The 18,902-nt window shown below is 67.0% G+C and carries 19 protein-coding genes; 9 read left to right on the forward strand and 10 right to left on the reverse strand.

Features of this window, described 5'->3' with window-relative positions; all coding sequences use genetic code 11:
• Positions 1-47 precede the first annotated feature (47 nt).
• The gene (locus VM621_RS09875) at positions 48-437 is read left to right on the forward strand and encodes a DUF423 domain-containing protein (RefSeq protein ID WP_325468797.1); all 390 of its coding nucleotides are present in this window, start codon (positions 48-50) and stop codon (positions 435-437) included.
• A 39-nt stretch (positions 438-476) separates the two neighbouring features.
• Here VM621_RS09875 and VM621_RS09880 read toward each other — a convergent pair whose 3' ends face one another.
• The gene (locus VM621_RS09880; RefSeq protein WP_325468798.1) at positions 477-1,973 is read right to left on the reverse strand and encodes a transglutaminase-like domain-containing protein; all 1,497 of its coding nucleotides are present in this window, start codon (positions 1,971-1,973) and stop codon (positions 477-479) included.
• Positions 1,974-2,097: 124 nt separating this feature from the next.
• On the opposite strand from VM621_RS09880, the gene purT reads away from it, so the two are divergent.
• The 5 genes from purT to VM621_RS09905 all read left to right on the forward strand — a co-directional run bounded on the left by purT (position 2,098) and on the right by VM621_RS09905 (position 8,858).
• Entirely contained in the window at positions 2,098-3,279 is a 1,182-nt protein-coding gene (purT, locus tag VM621_RS09885) for a formate-dependent phosphoribosylglycinamide formyltransferase (protein ID WP_325468799.1), read from the forward strand.
• Positions 3,280-3,359: 80 nt separating this feature from the next.
• A complete protein-coding gene (locus tag VM621_RS09890) occupies positions 3,360-5,075 on the forward strand; it encodes a hypothetical protein (RefSeq protein ID WP_325468800.1) in 1,716 nt (571 codons plus the stop codon).
• Positions 5,076-5,083: 8 nt separating this feature from the next.
• Positions 5,084-5,917 carry an SDR family oxidoreductase gene (locus tag VM621_RS09895; RefSeq protein ID WP_325468801.1) on the forward strand — a complete coding sequence of 278 codons (834 nt, stop codon included), beginning with the start codon at positions 5,084-5,086 and terminating at the stop codon, positions 5,915-5,917.
• 97 nt (positions 5,918-6,014) lie between these two features.
• Entirely contained in the window at positions 6,015-8,342 is a 2,328-nt protein-coding gene (mrcB, locus tag VM621_RS09900) for a penicillin-binding protein 1B (protein WP_325468802.1), read from the forward strand.
• Between the two features lie 3 nt (positions 8,343-8,345).
• Positions 8,346-8,858: a tetratricopeptide repeat protein gene (locus tag VM621_RS09905; RefSeq protein ID WP_325468803.1), complete on the forward strand. Its 513-nt coding sequence runs from the start codon at positions 8,346-8,348 to the stop codon at positions 8,856-8,858.
• Between the two features lie 207 nt (positions 8,859-9,065).
• On the opposite strand, the gene hemE is transcribed toward VM621_RS09905, so the two are convergent.
• The 4 genes from hemE to VM621_RS09925 all read right to left on the reverse strand — a co-directional run bounded on the left by hemE (position 9,066) and on the right by VM621_RS09925 (position 12,066).
• Positions 9,066-10,148: a uroporphyrinogen decarboxylase gene (gene hemE / locus VM621_RS09910; protein ID WP_325468804.1), complete on the reverse strand. Its 1,083-nt coding sequence runs from the start codon at positions 10,146-10,148 to the stop codon at positions 9,066-9,068.
• Positions 10,138-10,401 (reverse strand): WGR domain-containing protein, encoded by a 264-nt coding sequence (locus VM621_RS09915; RefSeq protein WP_325468805.1) that lies wholly within the window; start codon positions 10,399-10,401, stop codon positions 10,138-10,140. Before VM621_RS09915 ends, hemE begins: the two co-directional genes overlap by 11 nt.
• A gap of 67 nt (positions 10,402-10,468) precedes the next feature.
• Positions 10,469-11,536, reverse strand: a complete 1,068-nt coding sequence (gene aroB, locus VM621_RS09920) for a 3-dehydroquinate synthase (protein WP_325468806.1) — start codon at positions 11,534-11,536, stop codon at positions 10,469-10,471.
• On the reverse strand, positions 11,536-12,066 hold the full coding sequence (locus VM621_RS09925; RefSeq protein ID WP_325468807.1) for a shikimate kinase: 531 nt from the start codon (positions 12,064-12,066) through the stop codon (positions 11,536-11,538). Before VM621_RS09925 ends, aroB begins: the two co-directional genes overlap by 1 nt.
• Positions 12,067-12,073: 7 nt before the next feature.
• On the opposite strand from VM621_RS09925, the gene VM621_RS09930 reads away from it, so the two are divergent.
• Positions 12,074-12,916 carry an NAD-dependent epimerase/dehydratase family protein gene (locus VM621_RS09930; protein ID WP_325468808.1) on the forward strand — a complete coding sequence of 281 codons (843 nt, stop codon included), beginning with the start codon at positions 12,074-12,076 and terminating at the stop codon, positions 12,914-12,916.
• A 178-nt stretch (positions 12,917-13,094) separates the two neighbouring features.
• On the opposite strand, the gene VM621_RS09935 is transcribed toward VM621_RS09930, so the two are convergent.
• Complete coding sequence (locus VM621_RS09935; RefSeq protein ID WP_325468809.1) at positions 13,095-13,904, reverse strand: kinase; 810 nt, start codon at positions 13,902-13,904, stop codon at positions 13,095-13,097.
• 21 nt (positions 13,905-13,925) lie between these two features.
• Here VM621_RS09935 and pdxH point away from each other — a divergent pair, with 21 nt between their 5' ends.
• Together pdxH and VM621_RS09945 are read left to right on the forward strand one after the other, a co-directional pair.
• Positions 13,926-14,513, forward strand: a complete 588-nt coding sequence (gene pdxH / locus VM621_RS09940; RefSeq protein WP_325468810.1) for a pyridoxamine 5'-phosphate oxidase — start codon at positions 13,926-13,928, stop codon at positions 14,511-14,513.
• Positions 14,514-14,526: 13 nt separating this feature from the next.
• The gene (locus VM621_RS09945; protein ID WP_325468811.1) at positions 14,527-14,967 is read left to right on the forward strand and encodes a secondary thiamine-phosphate synthase enzyme YjbQ; all 441 of its coding nucleotides are present in this window, start codon (positions 14,527-14,529) and stop codon (positions 14,965-14,967) included.
• Positions 14,968-14,972: 5 nt separating this feature from the next.
• Here the strand turns inward: VM621_RS09945 and VM621_RS09950 are convergent, their stop codons facing one another.
• The 4 genes from VM621_RS09950 to VM621_RS09965 all read right to left on the reverse strand — a co-directional run bounded on the left by VM621_RS09950 (position 14,973) and on the right by VM621_RS09965 (position 18,883).
• On the reverse strand, positions 14,973-15,626 hold the full coding sequence (locus VM621_RS09950) for a response regulator transcription factor (protein ID WP_325468812.1): 654 nt from the start codon (positions 15,624-15,626) through the stop codon (positions 14,973-14,975).
• Positions 15,596-17,167 carry a sensor histidine kinase gene (locus tag VM621_RS09955; RefSeq protein ID WP_325468813.1) on the reverse strand — a complete coding sequence of 524 codons (1,572 nt, stop codon included), beginning with the start codon at positions 17,165-17,167 and terminating at the stop codon, positions 15,596-15,598. Before VM621_RS09955 ends, VM621_RS09950 begins: the two co-directional genes overlap by 31 nt.
• Positions 17,168-17,315: 148 nt before the next feature.
• Positions 17,316-18,104: a cobalamin-binding protein gene (locus VM621_RS09960; protein WP_325468814.1), complete on the reverse strand. Its 789-nt coding sequence runs from the start codon at positions 18,102-18,104 to the stop codon at positions 17,316-17,318.
• Positions 18,105-18,181: 77 nt separating this feature from the next.
• Complete coding sequence (locus tag VM621_RS09965; protein WP_325468815.1) at positions 18,182-18,883, reverse strand: arginyltransferase; 702 nt, start codon at positions 18,881-18,883, stop codon at positions 18,182-18,184.
• Positions 18,884-18,902: the final 19 nt, after the last annotated feature.

Consider the following 18,902-nt stretch of genomic DNA (forward strand, 5'->3'; position numbering starts at 1 on the left):
CCACCCGTGCCGGCCGTCAGGCACTTCCCCCATCAGGAACGATCCGCATGCGACAACATGTCAGTGGCGCACAGGCCCTTCTCGTCGGCATTGCCGGCGCTTCGGCGGTCGCCTTGGGTGCTTTCGGCGCGCACGCCCTGCGCGGGGTGATCGACGACCACGGCCTGGAGATATGGCATACCGGGGTGGAATACCATTTCTGGCACGCGCTGGCGCTGTTCGGCGCCGTGATCGGACTGCCGTCGTGCCGGGCTCGGTCCGCGGCGATCCTGCTGTTCGCGCTGGGGATCGCGATGTTCTCGGGCAGCCTGTACGGGCTGGCGCTGGGCGCGCCACGGCCGGTCGGGCTGGTGACGCCGGTGGGCGGCGTGGCGTTTATCGCGGGGTGGATCGCGGTGGGATTCGCGTTGCGACAGCGTGAGGCTCCCGCTGCGTAGGTTTCGCCGATTCCTCGGCGATGGGAGCGACGGCTCCCATCAGTTCGACCCCTTGCCGCCGCCGACATTGGCGGTAATGCCTGAAGGCATTGGCAGATCCATCAGGTTGGATGCGGCGACCGCCCGATCGATGGTGATGTGGCCCAGGGTGCTCATCGCCGCGAAGAAACGCCATGGGTCGCCGTTGCCTACGCCGAGCGCGATGTGGGTCGAGTCGAAACGTCGCTGCGCCGAGTCGAAGCTGATCCAGCGACCATTGATGAAGGCCTGGGTCCAGGCATGGGGCACGAACACGCGCGACATGCCGCCCATGCGCTCGACATAGACGACACCGGTGACCACGCGGGCCGGGATGCCCATCGACCGAGCCAGTGCCGTGAGAAGCACGGCGTGTTCGGTGCAGTCGCCGTTACGGCTTTCCATGGTCTCCAGCGCGGACGCGTAGCCGACGTCGAGCCCCTTCCGCGAAATGTAGTCGGAGATATAGGAGCGAAGCCGGCGCATGCGTTGGAGGTCGCTGCTCGCGTCGCCGGCGATCTGCCTGGCGAAGGCACGGATCTGCGGCGAGTCCGATTGCACCCACGCATTCGCTGCCGTGTCCTCGGGGGAGGGCGCCGCCTCGTCGCTCGTCATGTGACCGAAGCCGACATCGATGATATAGACGCCATCGCCCAGGGACACCACGTGCTGCTCGTCGGTTTCGACGAAGGGCTGCGGAAAATTGCCGCGAACCGTCACGGTGTAGCGTACCGGCGCCGCACGCAGCCCCATCACCATGGGGCGGGGCGACTGGATCATGGCCGCGCGAAGCAGGTCGACGTCCTGGTCGGGCGCCTTGGCGCAGGCCTCGCTGCAGGCGGCCATCTCCAGGCGGAAACCGAGCAACGGCGAAATGCCACGACGGATATAGCCCTGGTCGTCGACCCAGATGTCCACGCTGTGGTCGCCTGATGCGCCGACCAACGACTCCTTGAGATGGTGCACCGTCTCGCGGCGATCGTCGGGCATGTCGACCACCTCGTCGCCGATCACGACGACTTCGACGTTGGCGACCTGCTGTTTGACGGTGTCGAAATTCCGGATCTGGTAGGTCGTGCCCGGCTTGAAACCGTGGGCGACCATGGCCAGGCGTTGTCCCTCGGCGAGCGACGCGCCGGTCGGCCAGATCAGGAGGTTCACCTTCGACTGGCCGCCCACGGTGTTGGCCACCTGGAATGCGCCGTCGTCACGCACCTCGCCCTCGACGAGGTTCTGCTGCGAGGACATGTTGGTGCTGGCGTAGAACGCCAGGGGTGCCCCCAACGGCGATTCCACCGTCTTGATCCGGGTCTCGAGCAGGATGGGCGTATGCACGCGGGTGAGGCGGAAGTTGAGGACCTGGGTGGTCGTCACCTTGTCGCCGGCCTGATCGCGGTCGATCTCCAGGTTGCCCACCTTGCGACCGTCGAGGAGAACGGTCATCCAGCGCTGGTCCGCCAGGGCCGAATTGGCGGTCAGGCACAGCAGTACGGCGACGGCGGCAAGACGACGTCTCATGAGCGTACTTCCGGATTGTTGGGGACAAGTGAATAACAGCACTTTGGTGGCTGGAGTCAAGTACCCCTTTCGTCGGGGGCTGGCCCGGTAGAATGGGAGCTTCGCCCCCTCCGGACCCACCCCTATGAAGAGCTTCGGCACCCCGCACTCCCACAACGCCCTCAAGGTGCTTCTGCTGGGGTCCGGCGAGCTCGGCAAAGAGGTCGCCATCGAACTCCAGCGCTTCGCCGTGGAAGTGATCGCGGTCGACCGCTACCCGAACGCACCGGCCATGCAGGTGGCGCATCGCAGCCACGTCATCGACATGCTCGACGGCGCCGCCCTGCGCAAGCTCATCGAAGAGGAACAGCCGCACCTGGTCGTCCCCGAGATCGAGGCGATTCACACGCAGACCCTCATCGAGATGGAAAAGGAGGGCCTCAAGGTCGTCCCCACCGCGAGGGCTGCCTGGCTCACCATGGATCGGGAAGGTATCCGCCGCCTTGCCGCGGAAACGCTCGGCCTGCCGACGTCGCCTTACCGCTTCTGCGATACCCGTGAGGACTTCCTCGCCGCTGTGGCCGCCCTCGGCACGCCCTGCGTGGTCAAGCCGGTCATGAGCTCTTCCGGCAAGGGCCAGAGTGTGGTGCGTCAGCCCGCCGATGCGGACGCGGCGTGGGAATACGCACAGTCCGGCGGCCGTGCCGGTCGCGGCCGGGTCATCGTCGAGGGCTTCATCGACTTCGACTACGAGATCACCCTGCTCACCGTGCGCCATCGCGATGGCGTGTCGTTCTGCGCGCCGATCGGTCATCGCCAGGAAGAGGGCGACTACCGCGAATCGTGGCAGCCGCAACCCATGAGCGACGCGGCGCGCGCGTCGGCAGAACGGCAGGCCGACGCGATCACCGCGGCACTCGGCGGTTGGGGCGTGTTCGGCGTGGAGTTCTTCGTGCGTGGCGACGAGGTGATCTTCTCCGAGGTGAGCCCGCGTCCTCACGACACCGGCCTGGTCACCCTGATTTCGCAGGATCTTTCCGAATTCGCGCTGCATGCGCGGGCCATCCTCGGCCTGCCCGTGCCGGAGATCCACCTCTTCGCCCCGGCCGCCTCGTGCGCCGTGCTCGTCGAGGGCGAGGGCACGGCGCCGACCTACCACGGCATTGCCGAGGCGCTGGCCGAGACCGGGACGATGCTGCGCATCTTCGGTAAGCCGGAGGTGCGCGGACGCCGTCGCATGGCGGTGACCCTCGCTCGCGGCGCCACGGTCGAGGAAGCACTCGACAAAGCCAAGCGTGCGGCGAGCCGGATTCGCGTCGAACTCTGAATGGACGGGCGTGACGGTCTACAACGGCCGTTCACGCCCCGATGTTAAGCTGCTGCGCTCCTAGGGAAGATGCCTGACCCATGAGCGGACGCCGAGACTCGAACGACTACGAACCACGCGGACGAACCGAACCGACCCTCGGTCGGCTCGACGATCTGGATAAGCCGGCACCGCCGGTCGACGACGGCTTGCCACATTTCGTGGTCGACGAGCCGCGGCGACGCGCCGGCGGTCCCACGCCACCACCGCGGCGTCCGCGCAAGCGCGGCTGGCTCATTCCCGTCCTGGTGCTGGTGCTGATCGGCGCCGCCACCGGCCTGTGGCTGCAGCAGGACCGCCTGCGCAACCTCGTTCCCAGCACCGAACTCAACGATGTCCTCACCCAGGCCAACCAGGCACTCGATGCCGGCAAGCTCGATGGCACGCAGGGCGACAGCGCGCGCGAACTGTTCGAGAAGGCGCGCGACCAGCAACCCGACAGCGACCAGGCCCGGGATGGTCTTCGCCGCGTGGGGCAGGCAGAGGTCGCCCGCGCCGACCAGGCACTTTCCGCCGGCCGGCTCGACGAAGCCGAAGCCGCGCTCAACGTGGCGCGTGAGCTGCTGGGTGGCGGCAACGACGTCGAGCAATTGAGCACACGCCTGTCGCAGGCACGCAATCCGCAGGGCCATACCGAGTCGCTTATCGACCAGGCACAGCAGGCATTCGCTGCCGGCAAGCTCGACGGCGACGACGGTGCCGGCGCGCTCTACCGCCGTGTGCTCGACGCGGACAAATCCAACGCGGTAGCCGCCCGCGGTCTGGACAAGGTCGGCGACGCGCTGGCCGCGCAGGCGCGCCAGGCCATCGCCGATAACGACAGGGCGAAGGCGAACACCTTGGTCGACCGCATTGCCATTCTCGTCCCGGGGTATGGGGACCTGCCGTCCCTGCGCGCTTCGCTGGCGGAAAACCGCAAGCAGGATGACCAGGCCGTCACCACCCTCATCCAGCAGGGCAACGACGCGATGCGCGCCGGCCGTTTCACCGGCGATGGCGACGACAACGCGCTGGCGCGTTTTCGTGCCGTGCTCGCGAAAGATCCGGATAACGCCGACGCCCGGGCCGGACTCGGGCAGGTGGCGCAGGCGCTGATCGTGCAGGCCAATGCCGCCCTGGACAGCGAAGACGATGCGCAGGCCTCACGGTTGCTCGACCAGGCTGCGAAGCTCGCCCCGAAATCCGCCGAACTTGCCGCCGCGCGTGCGCGTATCGGCGGTGGCGAAGCCCGGGGCGGCAAGCGTGCCGCCACGTCCGATGGCGTCGCCACGGCAGGCGGTGGCGATACCGCCGAGGCGTCCCTGGCGGTCAGCCCGGAGCAGAAGGCGAAGGTCGCCGCGCTGGTCGGTCGAGCGCAGGCCGCCGTGGCACGCGGCGACATCATGGATCCTCCGGGCGACAGCGCCTACGACCTGTATCGGAATGCACTCGCCATCGACGGTAACGATCCCGCCGCCCGTGCCGGCTTGCAGGGCCTGCCGGGCCAGGTCGAGAAGCTGATGCAGCAGGCCGTGGCCAATGGCAACGTCAAACGCGCCGAGGACCTCTACGGCACGCTTTCCGACCTCGCCCCAGGCGATGCCTCACAGGGCGAGATGCGCCATCGCCTCGGTAGCGCGTGGATCGACAATGCCCTCCAGCGTTCGTCGCAGGGCGACCGTCAGGGCGCGTTCCAGGCCCTCGACCGAGCCCGTCACTACGCTCCCGACGACCCGCGCCTGCAGGGCGCTTATGAGCGTATCGCTACGGGGCGATGAGCGACGGCATGCAGATTCTCGTCATCGGCGCGTCGAGCCAGATCGGACACTTTCTCCTGCCTCGCCTGGTCGCCGCCGGTGAGGACGTTCTGCCCCTTGGTCGGCATCCCGGGGCGCTGCACCCGGACTGGCTCGCCGGCCGGCTTCCTGACGAGATGCCCGCATTGCCGCCGCTGAAGGCGATCGTTTGCCTGGGTCCGTTGAACGGGCTTTCGCGATGGCTTTCGCAAACGCGCGTCTCGGGGACGCCACATATCGTGGCGACCTCGTCGATGAGCGCCGAGACCAAGCGAGACTCCACCGATCCCGAAGAGCGCGACCTCTCGCGCATCCTGCGCGAGGCGGAGACCCAGCTCAGCACGACGTGCGCCTCCCGCGGCATGCCGTGGACGATCTTCCGTCCAACGCTGATCTACGGGGCCGGACTCGACAAGAGCCTCACCCCGGTCGTGCAGGGCGCCCTGCGCCGGCACGTCTTTCCGCTACCGGCGGGTCGAGGTCAGCGTCAGCCCGTCCACGCCGACGACATCGCGGCGGCCATCGTAGCCGCCCTGCAGCGACCGGCGGGCCGCAACCAGACCTTCGCCATCGGCGGTGGCGAGCGCCTGAGCGCGGCCGAGATGTTCCGTCGGGCACGCCGCACCGCGGGTTCGGCGACCCTTCCCGTGCCGATTCCGCGTTTTATCCTGAACGCGGCCGTCCTGGTCTCGCCGGGGATGCGGGGCCCTGTGCGCCGGCTCGATAGCGACCTGATCGCCGACAATCGGCTCCTGGAGGCCGCGCTCGACGTTCATCCCCGCGCTTTCGCGCCGCAGCCCGAGACCTGGCGGACGGCGTCCTGACCCCGCGAGTCACCGCTTCGCCAGCGTTCGTTCAGATGGGCGCCGGGGCTGTGCCCCTATCATCCGGCTACGTCTCTTTCCCCAGGACCTCCCCGCGTTGGCTTTCCTGAATCGTCTTGGCTCCCTCCTGCGCGCCAGCTGGCCCTGGTTGCGCATTCCGTTCTGGCTGGTGATGGGCCTGGTGTTCGGCTTCCTGCTGCCCTACACGCTCATCCTCAACGCCCGCCTGCAGGATCGCTTCAACGATCTGGTGTTCGCGGTGCCGACGCGCGTGTATGCGCGACCGCTACCGCTTGAACCGGGGCGCGCCATGACACCCGCCGCGCTCGAACTCGAACTCACCTTCGCCGGCTATACCACCGACGGCGCCGGCAAGGTGCAGGGCAGTTATGCGAAGAACGGCTCGCGTTTCGTCATCGCCTCGCGTGGCTACTCCGGTCCGGACGGCGGCGAGTTGCCCCATCGCATCCGGGTAAGCCTGGCCAATGGCCAGGTCGGCCAGATCGTCGACGACACGAACGACAAGCCGATCAAGAGCATCCACCTCGACCCCGCGCGTATCGCCACGCTCTACGGCGCGCAGCAGGAAGAGCGTCGCATCGTGCGCCTCGAGAACGTGCCGCCGTTGCTCGTGCAGGGTCTGCAGGCGGTGGAGGATCGCGACTTCAATCATCACATCGGCATCGACTTCTCCGCGATCGCGCGCGCGTCGCTGGCCAACCTCCGTGCCGGTCATGCCGTGCAGGGTGGCTCGACCCTGACCCAGCAGCTGGTGCGCAACCTGTTCCTCGACCGCAGCCAGAACATGTTGCGCAAGGTGAACGAGGCCATCCTTTCGGTCTTGATGGAGGCGCACTATTCGAAGGGCCGCATCCTCGAGGCGTACGTCAACGAGGTCTTCCTCGGCCAGCAGGGCAGCCAGGCCGTGCACGGCTTCGCCGCCGGCGGCGAGTTCTTCTTCGGCCGTCGGCTGGAGGACCTGCGTCCGCAGGAGATCGCCATGCTCGTCGGTCTGGTGAAGGGGCCGAGCTACTACGACCCCCGCCGTTACCCCGATCGCGCGCTGTCCCGACGCAATCTGGTGCTGCAGCAGTTCCACGACACCGGTCTGCTCGACGATGCACAGCTGAAGGCCGCGCAGGCGACGCCGCTCGGCATCGCCGAGAACGCGCAACTTCCGCACAACCGCTTCCCGGCCTTCATGCAGCTGGTACGTTCGCAGATCACCGCCGACTTCGACGAAGCCGCGTTGCGCGACGGCAGCCTGAGCATCTTCACGACACTCGATCCCGCCGCCCAGCTGTACACCGAGCAGGCCATCCTGACCACGGCGAAATCGCTGGGCAAGCGCGGCGCCGCGGCGCAGGCCGCCGCGGTGGTCACCGATACCGCCACCGGCAGCGTGCTGGCGGTGGTCGGCTCGCGCGATCCGGGTGACCAGGGTTTCAATCGTGCGCTCGACGCGCGCCGTTCGATCGGTTCGCTGGTCAAGCCCCTGGTTTACCTGGTGGCCTGGGCGCAGCCGTCGAAGTGGTCGCTCGCCACGATCGTCGACGACACGCCGATCAACATGACCCAACCCGACGGCAAGCCCTGGACACCGCAGAACGACGATCGCGAGATCCACGGCCAGGTGCCGATGCTCGATGCCCTGGTGCATTCCTGGAATCTCGCCACGGTGCACCTCGGCATGCAGGTCGGCGTACCGCGGATCAAGGGTTTCCTCGAATCCTTCGGTCTCGAAGACGTCAACCCGAGCCCGTCGTTGCTGCTCGGCGCGATCGATCTGTCACCGTTCCAGGTGGCCCAGCTTTACGAGTACATCGCCGCCGATGGCCATGCCCTGCCGTTGATCGCCGTGAGCGGCGTGATGGACAACAAGGGGCAGGCGATCAAGCGCTACGAGGTGAAGGGCGGTGAAGGCGAGTACCAGAGCGCCACGCGCCTGACCACCTGGGCCATGCAGCAGGTGGTCAACAGCGGCACCGCGGCAGCCATCGGCAACTCGGCACTGGGCTCGCTGCATGCCGCCGGCAAGACCGGCACCAGCGACAGCCAGCGCGACAGCTGGTTTGCCGGCTTCACGGGCGAGCACCTCGCCGTGATCTGGATGGGTCGCGACGACAACAAGCCCACCGGGCTCTACGGCGCCACCGGCAGCATGCGCGTGTGGCAGGAACTGTTCCGCAAGCTGCCGACCAGGCCGCTGCCCACAGCACTGGGCGATGGCCTCGAAATGGCCTGGGTGAACCCGCAGACGGGCAAGCGTACGGACCCGTCCTGCCAGGGCGCCCGGCAGTTCCCCTTCGTGTCCGGTTACGTGCCTGATGCCGAGGAGGGCTGTTTCTGGCAGCAATTCAAGGGTATGTTCGGCGGCGGTGACGCCCAGCCGGCGCCGCCCGTTCCCAGTAATCCTACGGATTGACCCATGCATCGCCTTCGCTTCTGTGCCATCGCCGCCGTTACGCTCGTCGCCGCCTGCAGCCAGCCCGCTCCGCCGCAGGCGACCCGTCCCAGCAAGCCCGCTTACGACATCGTCGCCCAGATCCGCGCCGCGGGTGAGCGCGAGAAGTCGGCGATCGAAGTCGCCCCGCTACGCGATCCCGGCGTGCAGGGTCTGGAGAAAGCCGCCCAGGCGGACGAACAGGCCGGCCGCTACCCCGATGCGGACGCCAAGCTCGTTCAGGCCCTGAAGCTGGCGCCCGAGGCGCCGGAACTCATCCAGGACCGCGCCGAAGTGGCCGTCCGCATGCAGGATTTCCCGACGGCCGAGAAGCTGGCCAGGCAGTCCTTCGAGATGGGCCCGAAGTCGGGCAGCCTCTGCGCGCGCAACTGGCAGACCATCTATGAGATGCGCATGCAGGCAAACGACCAGGGACAAGCGATGGCCGCCCGTGCCGAGCTGGGTAAGTGCCACATCGCAGGGCCGAATCGGTTCTAGAGGTTTCGCAGGCCTCCAGGCCCCCGAGCCCCAAGGCCCCAAAGGCCTCTAGGCCCCAAGGCCCGAGGCTCTATGTGGGAGCCGCTTCAGCGGCGACGAGCGCGGCTACGCCGCGTGTTTCCTTATTCGCCGCTGAAGCGGCTCCCACAATTATTAGCCGGCTCCCTCAATTAGCCGGCTCCCACCATTATTAGCCGGCTGCCACAATTAGTCGCCTCGGCCGCCCCGAATGACCCGACCGTGCTCGTGCACGGTATCGACCAGCACCTTCACGTTTTCCGGATCGACTTCCGGGGTGATGCCGTGTCCGAGGTTGAACACGTGCCCCGGGTGGTTGCCGAAGGCGTCCAGCACGGCGCGCGCCTCACGCGCCACGATCTCCGGCGACGCACGTAGCACGGCGGGATCGAGGTTGCCCTGCAACGCGACGCGCTCGCCGACGCGTCGGCGTGCTTCGCCGATATCGATCGTCCAGTCCACGCCCAGGCCGGTGCAACCGGTATCGGCGAGCGCCTCGAGCTGGCCGCTGGCGCCCTTGGAGAACAGGATCACCGGCAGGTCGCGACTGATCGGATCGGCCTTCAGTGCGTCCACCACCTGGGTCATGTAGCGCAGCGAGAATGCCTTGAACGGCGCCGGGCCGAGCAGGCCGCCCCAGGTGTCGAAAATCATCAGCGCCTGCGCGCCGGCATGGGCCTGGGCGATCAGGTAAGCGGCGACCGAGCGAGCGATGGTGTCGAGCAGACGGTGGGCGAGGGCGGGCTCGTTCCAGGCCAGGGCCTTGACCCTGGCGAAATCCTTCGAGCCCTCGCCTTCGACCATGTAACAGGCCAGCGTCCACGGGCTACCGGAGAAGCCGATCAGCGGGACGCGGCCGTCGAGTTCCTTGCGGATCAGGCGCACGGCATCCATGACATAGCGCAGTTCGCCGTCCATGTCGGGGACGACGAGCTTTTCGATCGATGCGGCATCGCGCAGCGGACGTTCGAAACGCGGGCCTTCGCCCTGGGCGAACGACAGCCCCAGACCCATCGCGTCGGGGATGGTCAGGATGTCGGAAAACAGGATGGCCGCGTCCAGCTCGAACCGCGCAAGCGGCTGCAAGGTGACCTCGCAGGCGTATTCCGGGTTGGTCGCCAGGCCCATGAAACTGCCCGCTTTCGCGCGCGTGGCGCGGTACTCCGGCAGATAGCGGCCGGCCTGGCGCATCACCCAGATCGGCGTGGTGTCGGTCGGTTCGCGACGCAATGCGCGGAGAAAGCGGTCGTTGCGAAGGACGTCAGCGGCCATGCGCGGACTCCTGACCCTGGCTGAACATCACTTTGAACCCTTTCTTTATCTGTGCGTCGCGCGCCTTCTCGAAGGCGGCGGTCGCGGCGTCGCGCTCGAGGTACACCTCGCGCTTGAGTGTCGTCTTGCCGCCCTGGATGCCGCTCTCGCGGTACAGGGTCCAGCCGCCGAGAAGATCCTGTTCCAGCGTGATCTGGACGAAACGGGGCGCTTCCGCCGCCGCTTCGGGCATGGTTTGCATGTAGATCCGCATCAAACGATCCGGGCTGGCGCAGGGCCGATCATTGTAGGTGGTCGCCCCGGGGTACGCACGGTATGCGTCAATCCAGCACCGCGAGGACGTCCGCGTCGCTCACCCCGGGGACGATCTCCGCGCGACCGATGCCGCGCCAGAGGATAAGGCGCAGCGTGCCCGCGGTGTTCTTCTTGTCCAGGCGCATCAGGTCGAGCAGGCGGCTGGCGGCGTGTTCGCGCGATGGCGTGGTGGGCAGGCCGAGGCGTTCGAGCAGCTCCTTGAGACGCTGGGTGTCGACGGCCGCCGCCATGCCCAGCTTCTCGGACAAGCGGGCGGCCAGAACCATGCCGATGGCCACGCCTTCGCCATGCAGGATCTCGCTGTAGTTGCCCGCGGTTTCCAGGGCGTGGCCGAAGGTGTGACCGAGGTTGAGCAGGGCGCGCTCGCCTTGTTCGGTTTCGTCGCGCGCGACGACGCCGGCCTTGTACCGGCATTTGCGCGCGATCGCCTCGATCAGGATGGCTGGCTCCCTCTTTGCCAACGCGTCGGCATGCGCTTCCAGCCATTCGAAGAAGTCCGCGTCGCCGATGGCGGCGCCCTTGACGATTTCCGCGAGGCCGGCGCGGTACTCGCGCTGCGGCAAGGTTGCCAGTACGTCCACATCGGCGACGACGGCGCGCGGCTGATGGAAGGCCCCGGCGAGGTTCTTGCCTGCGGGGAGGTTCACGCCGGTCTTGCCGCCGACCGACGAATCGACCATCGCCAGCAGGGTGGTGGGCACCTGGATGAAGTCGATGCCGCGCATCCAGCAGGCCGCGGCGAAGCCGGCGAGGTCGCCGACCACACCGCCACCGAGGGCGATCACGCAGGCGTCTCGCGTGGCACCGAGTTTCCCGAGGGCTTCGAGGACATGGCCGACATTGGCGAAGGTCTTATGGGTTTCGCCATCGTCGATCAGATAGGACGACCAGGTCAGGCCTTCGAGGCCTTTCGCCAGCGCCGCCAGATACAGGGGCGCGACCGTGGTGTTGCTGACCACCAGCACATGCCTGCCGCGGATACTGGCACGCCAGCGTGCGCTGTCCGCGATGAGGCCGGGGCCGATCCAGACGCTGTACTCGCGCCCGGCAAGGGCGACGTCGACGGTTTCCATCAGCTGCGTTTCCAGTGGCGGTCGAGGAGGGCGATGGCCCGGGGCGCGGCGGCGTCGACGTCTTCGTGCCGACCGCGAAAGATCAGGTCGGCGATTTCCTCGTAGAGGTGGTTGCGATCGAGGGCGAGGCTTTCCAGCCGCCCCCGGCGATCGTTGCCGGCGATCATTGGGCGGACGCGATCGTGCTGCAGGCGATCGAGCTGTTCGTCGACATCGACGCCGAGCATGAGCACGGTGCCCCGGTTCATCAGCAGATCGCGGTTGGCGGGGTCCACGACGGCGCCGGCGCCGGTGGCAAGCACGATGCCCTGACGCCGACTAAACTCATCCAGGTGCGCGCACTCGCGTGCCCGGAAACCCGCCTCGCCTTCGCTTTCGAAGAGCGCGGCGATCGTCGTACCGCAGCGTGCCTCGATTTCCACGTCGAGGTCGACGAAGGTCAGGCCATAGTGCGCCGCGAGGCGCTGTCCGATCGTGGTCTTGCCGGCCCCCGTGGGGCCGACCAGGAACAGGTTGGGCGAAGGATTCATTGCACCCATGCTAGCAATAAGCCATCCACAGAAGAACGAGACCGTGCTGATCGCCGGCGCTGGTGATGTCGGCGGCCGCGTGGCTCGACGGTTGGTGGCGCAGGGAAAGCACGTCATCGCGCTGCGCCGTGGCGAAGTGACGCCGGATCCCGCGATCCGCTGGCTACGCGGCGACCTGACCCGCCCCGACACCTTGTGTGACCTTCCAAAGGTCGACGCGGTCGTCTTCGCCGCCACCCCGGACGCGCGCGATGAACGGGCGTACCGCGCCATTTTCGTCGATGGGTTCCGGCATCTGCTCGAGGCGCTTCCGGTGCCGCCGAGCCGGACGCTGTTCGTCTCCTCGACCGCCGTCTACGGCGAGCACGCCGGCGACTGGGTCGATGAAACCACGCCCACGGACCCACCCGGTTTCAACGGGCGTGTCCTTGTCGAAGCGGAGGATTGGCTGGCATCGCGTGACGTGGGCGGCATGTCGTTGCGCCTGGCCGGTCTCTACGGCCCGGGAAGAACGCAATTGTTCGAACGACTTCGCGAGGGCTCGGTCTCCGTGCCACGCGGCCGCGGCGTCTTCGCCAATCGCATGCATGTCGACGACGCCGCTGCTGCCATCGCGCATCTGTTGTCGCTGGACGCGCCCGAATCGCTCTACGTCGGCGTCGACGATACGCCGCTGCCCGTCGATGAACTCTACGACTACCTCGCCGGCCTGCTTGGCGCCGCGCCACCGCCCGATGGCCCGCCGGTTGCAGGCATCGGCAACAAACGCCTGTCGAACGCACGCCTGCGCGCGACGGGGTTTCGATGCCGCTGGCCGGATGCGCGGATGGGTTATGCCGCTCTTATTTGATGCGAGGCGCAATGTCGATGCAAGGCGCAATATCGATGCGGGGCGCAATGTCGATGCAAGGCGCAATGTGGGAGCCGCTTCAGCGGCGAACCCTCAGTGCGACAAGGGCGCGACTGAGGCTTTTGCGTTATCGCCGCTGAAGCGGCTCCCACATGGAAAGCACGAGCCCGCCCGCGCCCTATCCGATTCGATGGCGATCCCGATCGAGCGTGACGATCATGTCCGCCTTCGCGGGTAACGTATCCAGCGCGTGCTTGCTGAGCCGCTCGTAGTGCTGAAGAAACCTCGCCATCTCGTCCTTATTCATGGCTTGCGGCTCGCCGCGTGCGCGAAGTGACCACTCGGCTTGGTCGCGCCAGCGCGCGACCACCTCCCACGATGGGGCCTGCAACAGTACGAGGGCATCGAGGCGACGCCACACGGGAAGGTACTCGGCCAGCTTCGCGTTCACCCAGCGGCGCCAGACGCCGTCGGCATCCTCGTCGCGCTCCAGCGCATTGATCGGCTCGGCCAGCGCGGCCTCGGCCTGCGGGTCGAGCCCAAGGCACCAGCCTTCCAGGATGACCAGCATTGGCGGCTGCGGCACTTCGGGCCATAGCGGCTCGGCGTAACGATCGTCGTGCCCCTTGTCGAAACGCGGCATCGAAACCGGTCGCTCGTAGGCGGCCTTGTCGAGGGCGTCGAGCGTCGAGGCGAGGAGCGCGAGGTCGTGGGTGCCGGGGACGCCGCGTGTACTTAGCAGCGGGTGGACCTGGCGACCGAGGGTCTGGCGCTCGGCGCGAGTCAGGTATACGTCGTCCAGGGAGAGGGTCGCGGCGGACCAGCCGCGGTCGCGGGCGGCGTCGATCATGGCCGTGGCGAGGGTGCTCTTGCCGCTGCCCTGCAGGCCGGAAAGGCCCAGGATGAACGGCTTGGAGGCGTGCGCGATGGGCGCGGCGAAACGCCCCAGGACCCGCTCGGCGAGCGTGATAGCATCGGCTGATTCCATACCGGCAAGCATAGCCTACCCATGCTGACTCCCGAGATCCTCGACACCTTCCGTGGCCTGCTGGACGAGGCCAAAGCCAGTGGCGATCGCGAACCCACCGCCATGAACCTCGCCACCGTCGACGCTGACGGCCGCGTGCATTCACGCATCGTGCTGCTCAAGCGCATCGACGAGAACGGGTTGGGTTTCTTCACCAATTACGAGAGCGCGAAGGCCGGCGAGATGGCCGCGCACGACCAGGTGGCGGTGTGCTTCCACTGGAAGCAGATCCGCGAAGGCATCCAGGTGCGTTTCGAGGGCCGTGTGAGCAAGGCCAGCGCGGCGGAGTCGGACGCGTATTTCGTGCGTCGCCAGCGCGGCAGCCAGATCGGTGCCTGGGCGTCTAAGCAGAGCCAGGAACTACCGGACAGGCAGACCTTCGAAGATCGTGTGGCGCACTTCGAGAAGGAGTTCGAAGGCCGCGACGTACCACGTCCTCCGCATTGGGGCGGCTACCTGCTCAAGCCGGACCGCGTCGAGTTCTGGTACGGCGCCGAATTCCGCCTGCACGAACGTATCGTCCACGCCGAACACGGTACAAGCTGGACGAGCCGCCTGCTTTACCCCTGATCCGGAGTCCGCGATGAGCCGCGCCCAACCCGTCCAGCACATCGCACAGACCACGTTCACGGTGCACACGCGTGGCCGTTCGCTTATCGAGATCACCGATCGTCTGACCGACGCCGTCTCGGCCAGTGGTGTCTCGACCGGTATCGCGCACGTCTTCGTGCAGCACACCAGCGCTTCGTTGCTTATCGGCGAGAATGCCGACCCGACGGTCGTCGCCGATCTCGAGCGCTTCTTCGCACGGCTGGTGCCCGACGGCGATCCGCTGTTTCGCCACCAGGACGAAGGCCCCGACGACATGCCCGCGCATGTGCGCGCCGTGCTGACCGGTGTATCGCTCTCGGTACCGGTGCACGGCGGGCGTCCACTGTTGGGAACCTGGCAAGGTGTCTTCCTTTACGAGCACCGCCGTGAAGCGCACCAGCGCAAGATCACCGTGACGATATCGGGCCACTGAGGCGGTCAGAACAAGAGTCCGAGGTCCTCCGAGCGACGGACGAGCTCGAGGGTGCTGTGCACGTCCAGGATCTGCATGATGGTGTACTTGTGCGCCTCCACCGTGCGTACCGAAAGACCGAGCTGGGCGGCGATCTGCTTGGACCGGAGGCCGGAGCCGACCAGCCGAAGTACCTCGCGCTGCTTGGGCGTGAGCTGGTGCAAATCGGCCGTGTGGCCGCGAAGATTGCGCGCACCGAGCGACGGCGAGACGTACGTGCCACCGGCGAGTACCTGGCGGAGTGCGCTGAGCAGCTCGTCGCCGGCGGAGACCTTGAGCACGTAACCGTTGGCACCGGCGCGCATGGCCGAAGCGGCCAGTGCGGGTTCGGCGTGCATGGTGAGAAAAACGAAAGGCGTGGTGTTGCCGCCGGCGCGAAGGGTCTTGAGTACCTCGAGTCCGCTGCCGCCAGGCATGTTGATATCCGAGAGGATCAGGTCGGGTTTTTCGCGTTCGACGCTGTCGATCAGGCTCTTGCCATCCTGGGCGAGGGCGACCAGTTCGAAGTCCTCGGCGAGCAGCCGTTCGATGCCTTCGGCAACCATGCGGTGGTCGTCGGCGAAGACGATGCGCGGAAGCGCTTCGCAGCTCAACCCGTTTCCAGTGGTATGCGCAGGCATACATCCACTCCCTTTCCCGGTGCGGTACGCAGTTCGAAGCTGCCTCCCAGCAACTTCGCACGTTCACTCATGCTGAGCAAACCGATGCCTGGCTTCTTCGTCGGGAACGCGTCGGGGTCGATGCCCTTGCCGTCGTCGAAGATCCATAGCGATGCGAGGTCGCCATTCACCGAGGCCTTGATCGTCACCTGGCTTGCCTCGGCGTGGCGCAGCGCGTTCGTCAGCGCCTCCTGCGTAACGCGATAGAAACACAGGGCAATGTCCGCGGAGAGGACGTCGATGGCCTGGTCCGCGATAAAGACCACCTGCGGCGCGCGTGGCCGCCGCGGCATGTGGCACAAGGCCTCGAGCGAGTCGCGCAGTCCCGCATGGTCCAGGCAGCTCGGATGCAGTTCGTGTGAAAGCTGCCGCACGTCCTCGGACAGGGCGATGACTTGATGCTGGATGTGCGCCACTTCCGCCTGCACGGAGGGTGGAACGCGCCGCCGCAGCGCACTAAGGCCGATCGACGAGGCGGCGAGGCGCTGGTTGATGTCGTCGTGAAGGTCACGCGCCAGGCGAGCCCGTTCCTGCTCCTGGGTGGCGATGAGCCGGCCGGTCATCTCGCGCAGTTCTTCATGGGCATCGTCGAGGGCGCGACGGCTGGCGAAGCGCTGCTCCACCACCACGCCGAGCGTCAACGCGGAGAGTGCCGCGGTGAGTGTCCACAGTTGCAGGGCGAGTGTCGTTTCCTGCGCTGTCGAGGCCGTGAACGGCCCGTAGCCGCCGACGCTGAGATGGCCGGCCATGATGACGATGATGAAGACCGCGATGGAACTGCCGGTCATCTGCGCCCGGATGATCGCGGCGATGATGATCGGTGCCGGTGCCAGGCAAAGCACGGGCACGAGTTCGGGGCGGCCGCCGTAGCCGTACCAGATCACCCCGAGCAGGGCCGTCGAGACCACCATCAGCAGGTAGAACTCGGTAGGAAGGCGTGCTTGATGACGTACGGCGGAATCCGGATTCCGCACGCTGACCCAGACCGGCACATAGAGCACGTAGCCCAGCGCATGGGCGAGAGCGATATTCGGCCAGTCACTGAGCACAGAGCCGCGAAACGAGGTGTAATGGCTCGCGTAGTCGATCAGCGTGGCGCAGGCCGCGGGCAGGGCGATGACCGCCACCGCGGCAAACGCATAGAGCCGGGTGAAGTCCTCCAGTGGCGGCGCGTGCGCGGGCACGAGCTGCATCGCCCAGGCAGCCACCGGCGTCAGTAGCACGGCGGGTGAGACCACCAGCGCCGTATCCGCCAGTGGCAGTCCGAAGGACACGCCGGTGATCACCAGCCCCACCAGTGCCGCGCCCATCAGCGCGGGCCACAGGCGTCGCGGAGTCGCGAGGAGGGCGCCCAGCAGTACCGCGCCGGGGAACCAGACGATATGCGTGCCGCCCTGATGGCTCCATAGCGCAGCGGAAAGCAGCTGCGCCGCCATGACGCCCACGAAAACACCACCGCACCAGCGCGTCGCGTCATATGTCGATGGCAAGGCCTGCGTCATCGGCTCTCCCACCGCCTCTTCCGAGGCGGCCTTAACCCGCTGTCGTCACATTTTTCGTGTGACCCCCGCCACACCCCTTACGACTCCCTTACGACTATACGCGCGCGGTGTCGGATTGGTGTCTAGGCCATCGGGAAGGCCGGGACGGTCATCTGGCCGTCCAGCCGTGGATGATGCGGCGCAGTTCGGCCAGGCCATCCGTCAGGGCGGCAGGGCCGGGCTGAAGGATGAGTGGCGACTTGATCTCGTACAGGTGCCCATCGCGAATCGCCGGCACGTTCTCCCAGCCCGGTCGCGCGGCAACCTGTTCGGGCCGGAACCGCTTCCCACACCAGGAGCCGACGATGATCTCCGGCGCCGTGTCGATCACTTCCTGCGGGTCGGCGATGATCCGGTCTTTCGCCAGCGATTGCACGGCACGACCGGGTAGCACGTCGTCGCCACCGGCGATGCCGACCAGCTCCGACACCCAGCGGATGCCCGAGATCATCGGTTCGTCCCATTCCTCGAAATAGACGCGCGGCCGACGGGACAGGCGCGCCGACGCGTCGCGCGTTTCCTCGAGCCCACGTTCCAGCGTCGCCGCGAGGGTCTCCGCTTTATCCGCGACGCCGACCATCGCGCCAAGGCGGCGGATGTATTCAAGGATGCCTTCGACACTGCGATGGTTGGAGATCCACACTTCGACGCCGGCCTTGATGAGGGCCTGAGCGATATCGGCCTGGATATCCGAGAAGCCGATGGCGAGGTCGGGTTTCAGGGCGAGGATCTTGTCGACCTTCGCGCTGGTGAAGGCGCTGACCTTGGGCTTGTCGCGGCGCGCTTCCGTCGGCCGCACGGTGAAACCGCTGATGCCGACGATGCGGTCCTGCTCGCCGAGTAGGTAGAGCGTTTCGGTGGGTTCTTCGGTGAGGCAGACGATGCGGCGCGGGCCCATGGGGGTTCCGAAAGGCGGGTAAACGCCGATTGTGCCACCGCCATGGTCCGTGCTTCGACAGGCGTGCGTGGACCGCATCAAGGCATCTCGATCCAACGTCCGTGCCGCCGAATTTCCAACGGCCTAAAGCGACGCTTGTAATCCATCTTCGGATGCCCGGCGATCCAGAATCCCAGATACACATACGGAATGCCACGGCGCTTCGCCAGGGCCACCTGCTGCAGGATGCCGAAGGTACCGAGCCCACGCGATGTTTCGTCGGGGTCGAAGAAGGTATAGACGGCCGAAACACCGGCAAGCGCGATATCGGTCACGGCCACGCCGAGCAGGCGCTCGCCCAGGTAATACTCGAGAAAGAGGGTGGGACTCCACGGTGCGGCAAGAAAGCGCTGGAAGTCTTCGGCGTCGGCCGTGTCCATGCCGCCGCCGCTGTGACGGGCGCGGAGGTAGCGTTCGTACAACTCATGCCGCTCGGGCGTGAAGCCGGGAATGCCTTCGCGGACGGTCAGGTCGGCATTGCGCTTGAGGCAACGGCGCTGCGCGCGATCGGGCGTGAAGCGGTCGACATCGATGCGACACGGCACACAGGCCTGGCAGGCCGCGCATTGGGGCAGGTAGAGGTGGCCGCCGGCGCGCCGGAAGCCTTTGGCGAGGGCCGGGCCGTAGAGCTTGTCGAGGTTGGGGGCGCCGGGGTCGACCACGAGGTTCTGCGCCGTCCGCTCGGCGAAATAGCCACAGGAATGCGGCAGGGTCTGGAACAGGCGGACACGGTCGGTCATGGGGATGTTATAGCGCTGA

Origin of the sequence: Luteibacter sp., from assembly GCF_035539195.1 — a bacterium.
Taxonomy (GTDB): Bacteria; Pseudomonadota; Gammaproteobacteria; order Xanthomonadales; family Rhodanobacteraceae; genus Luteibacter.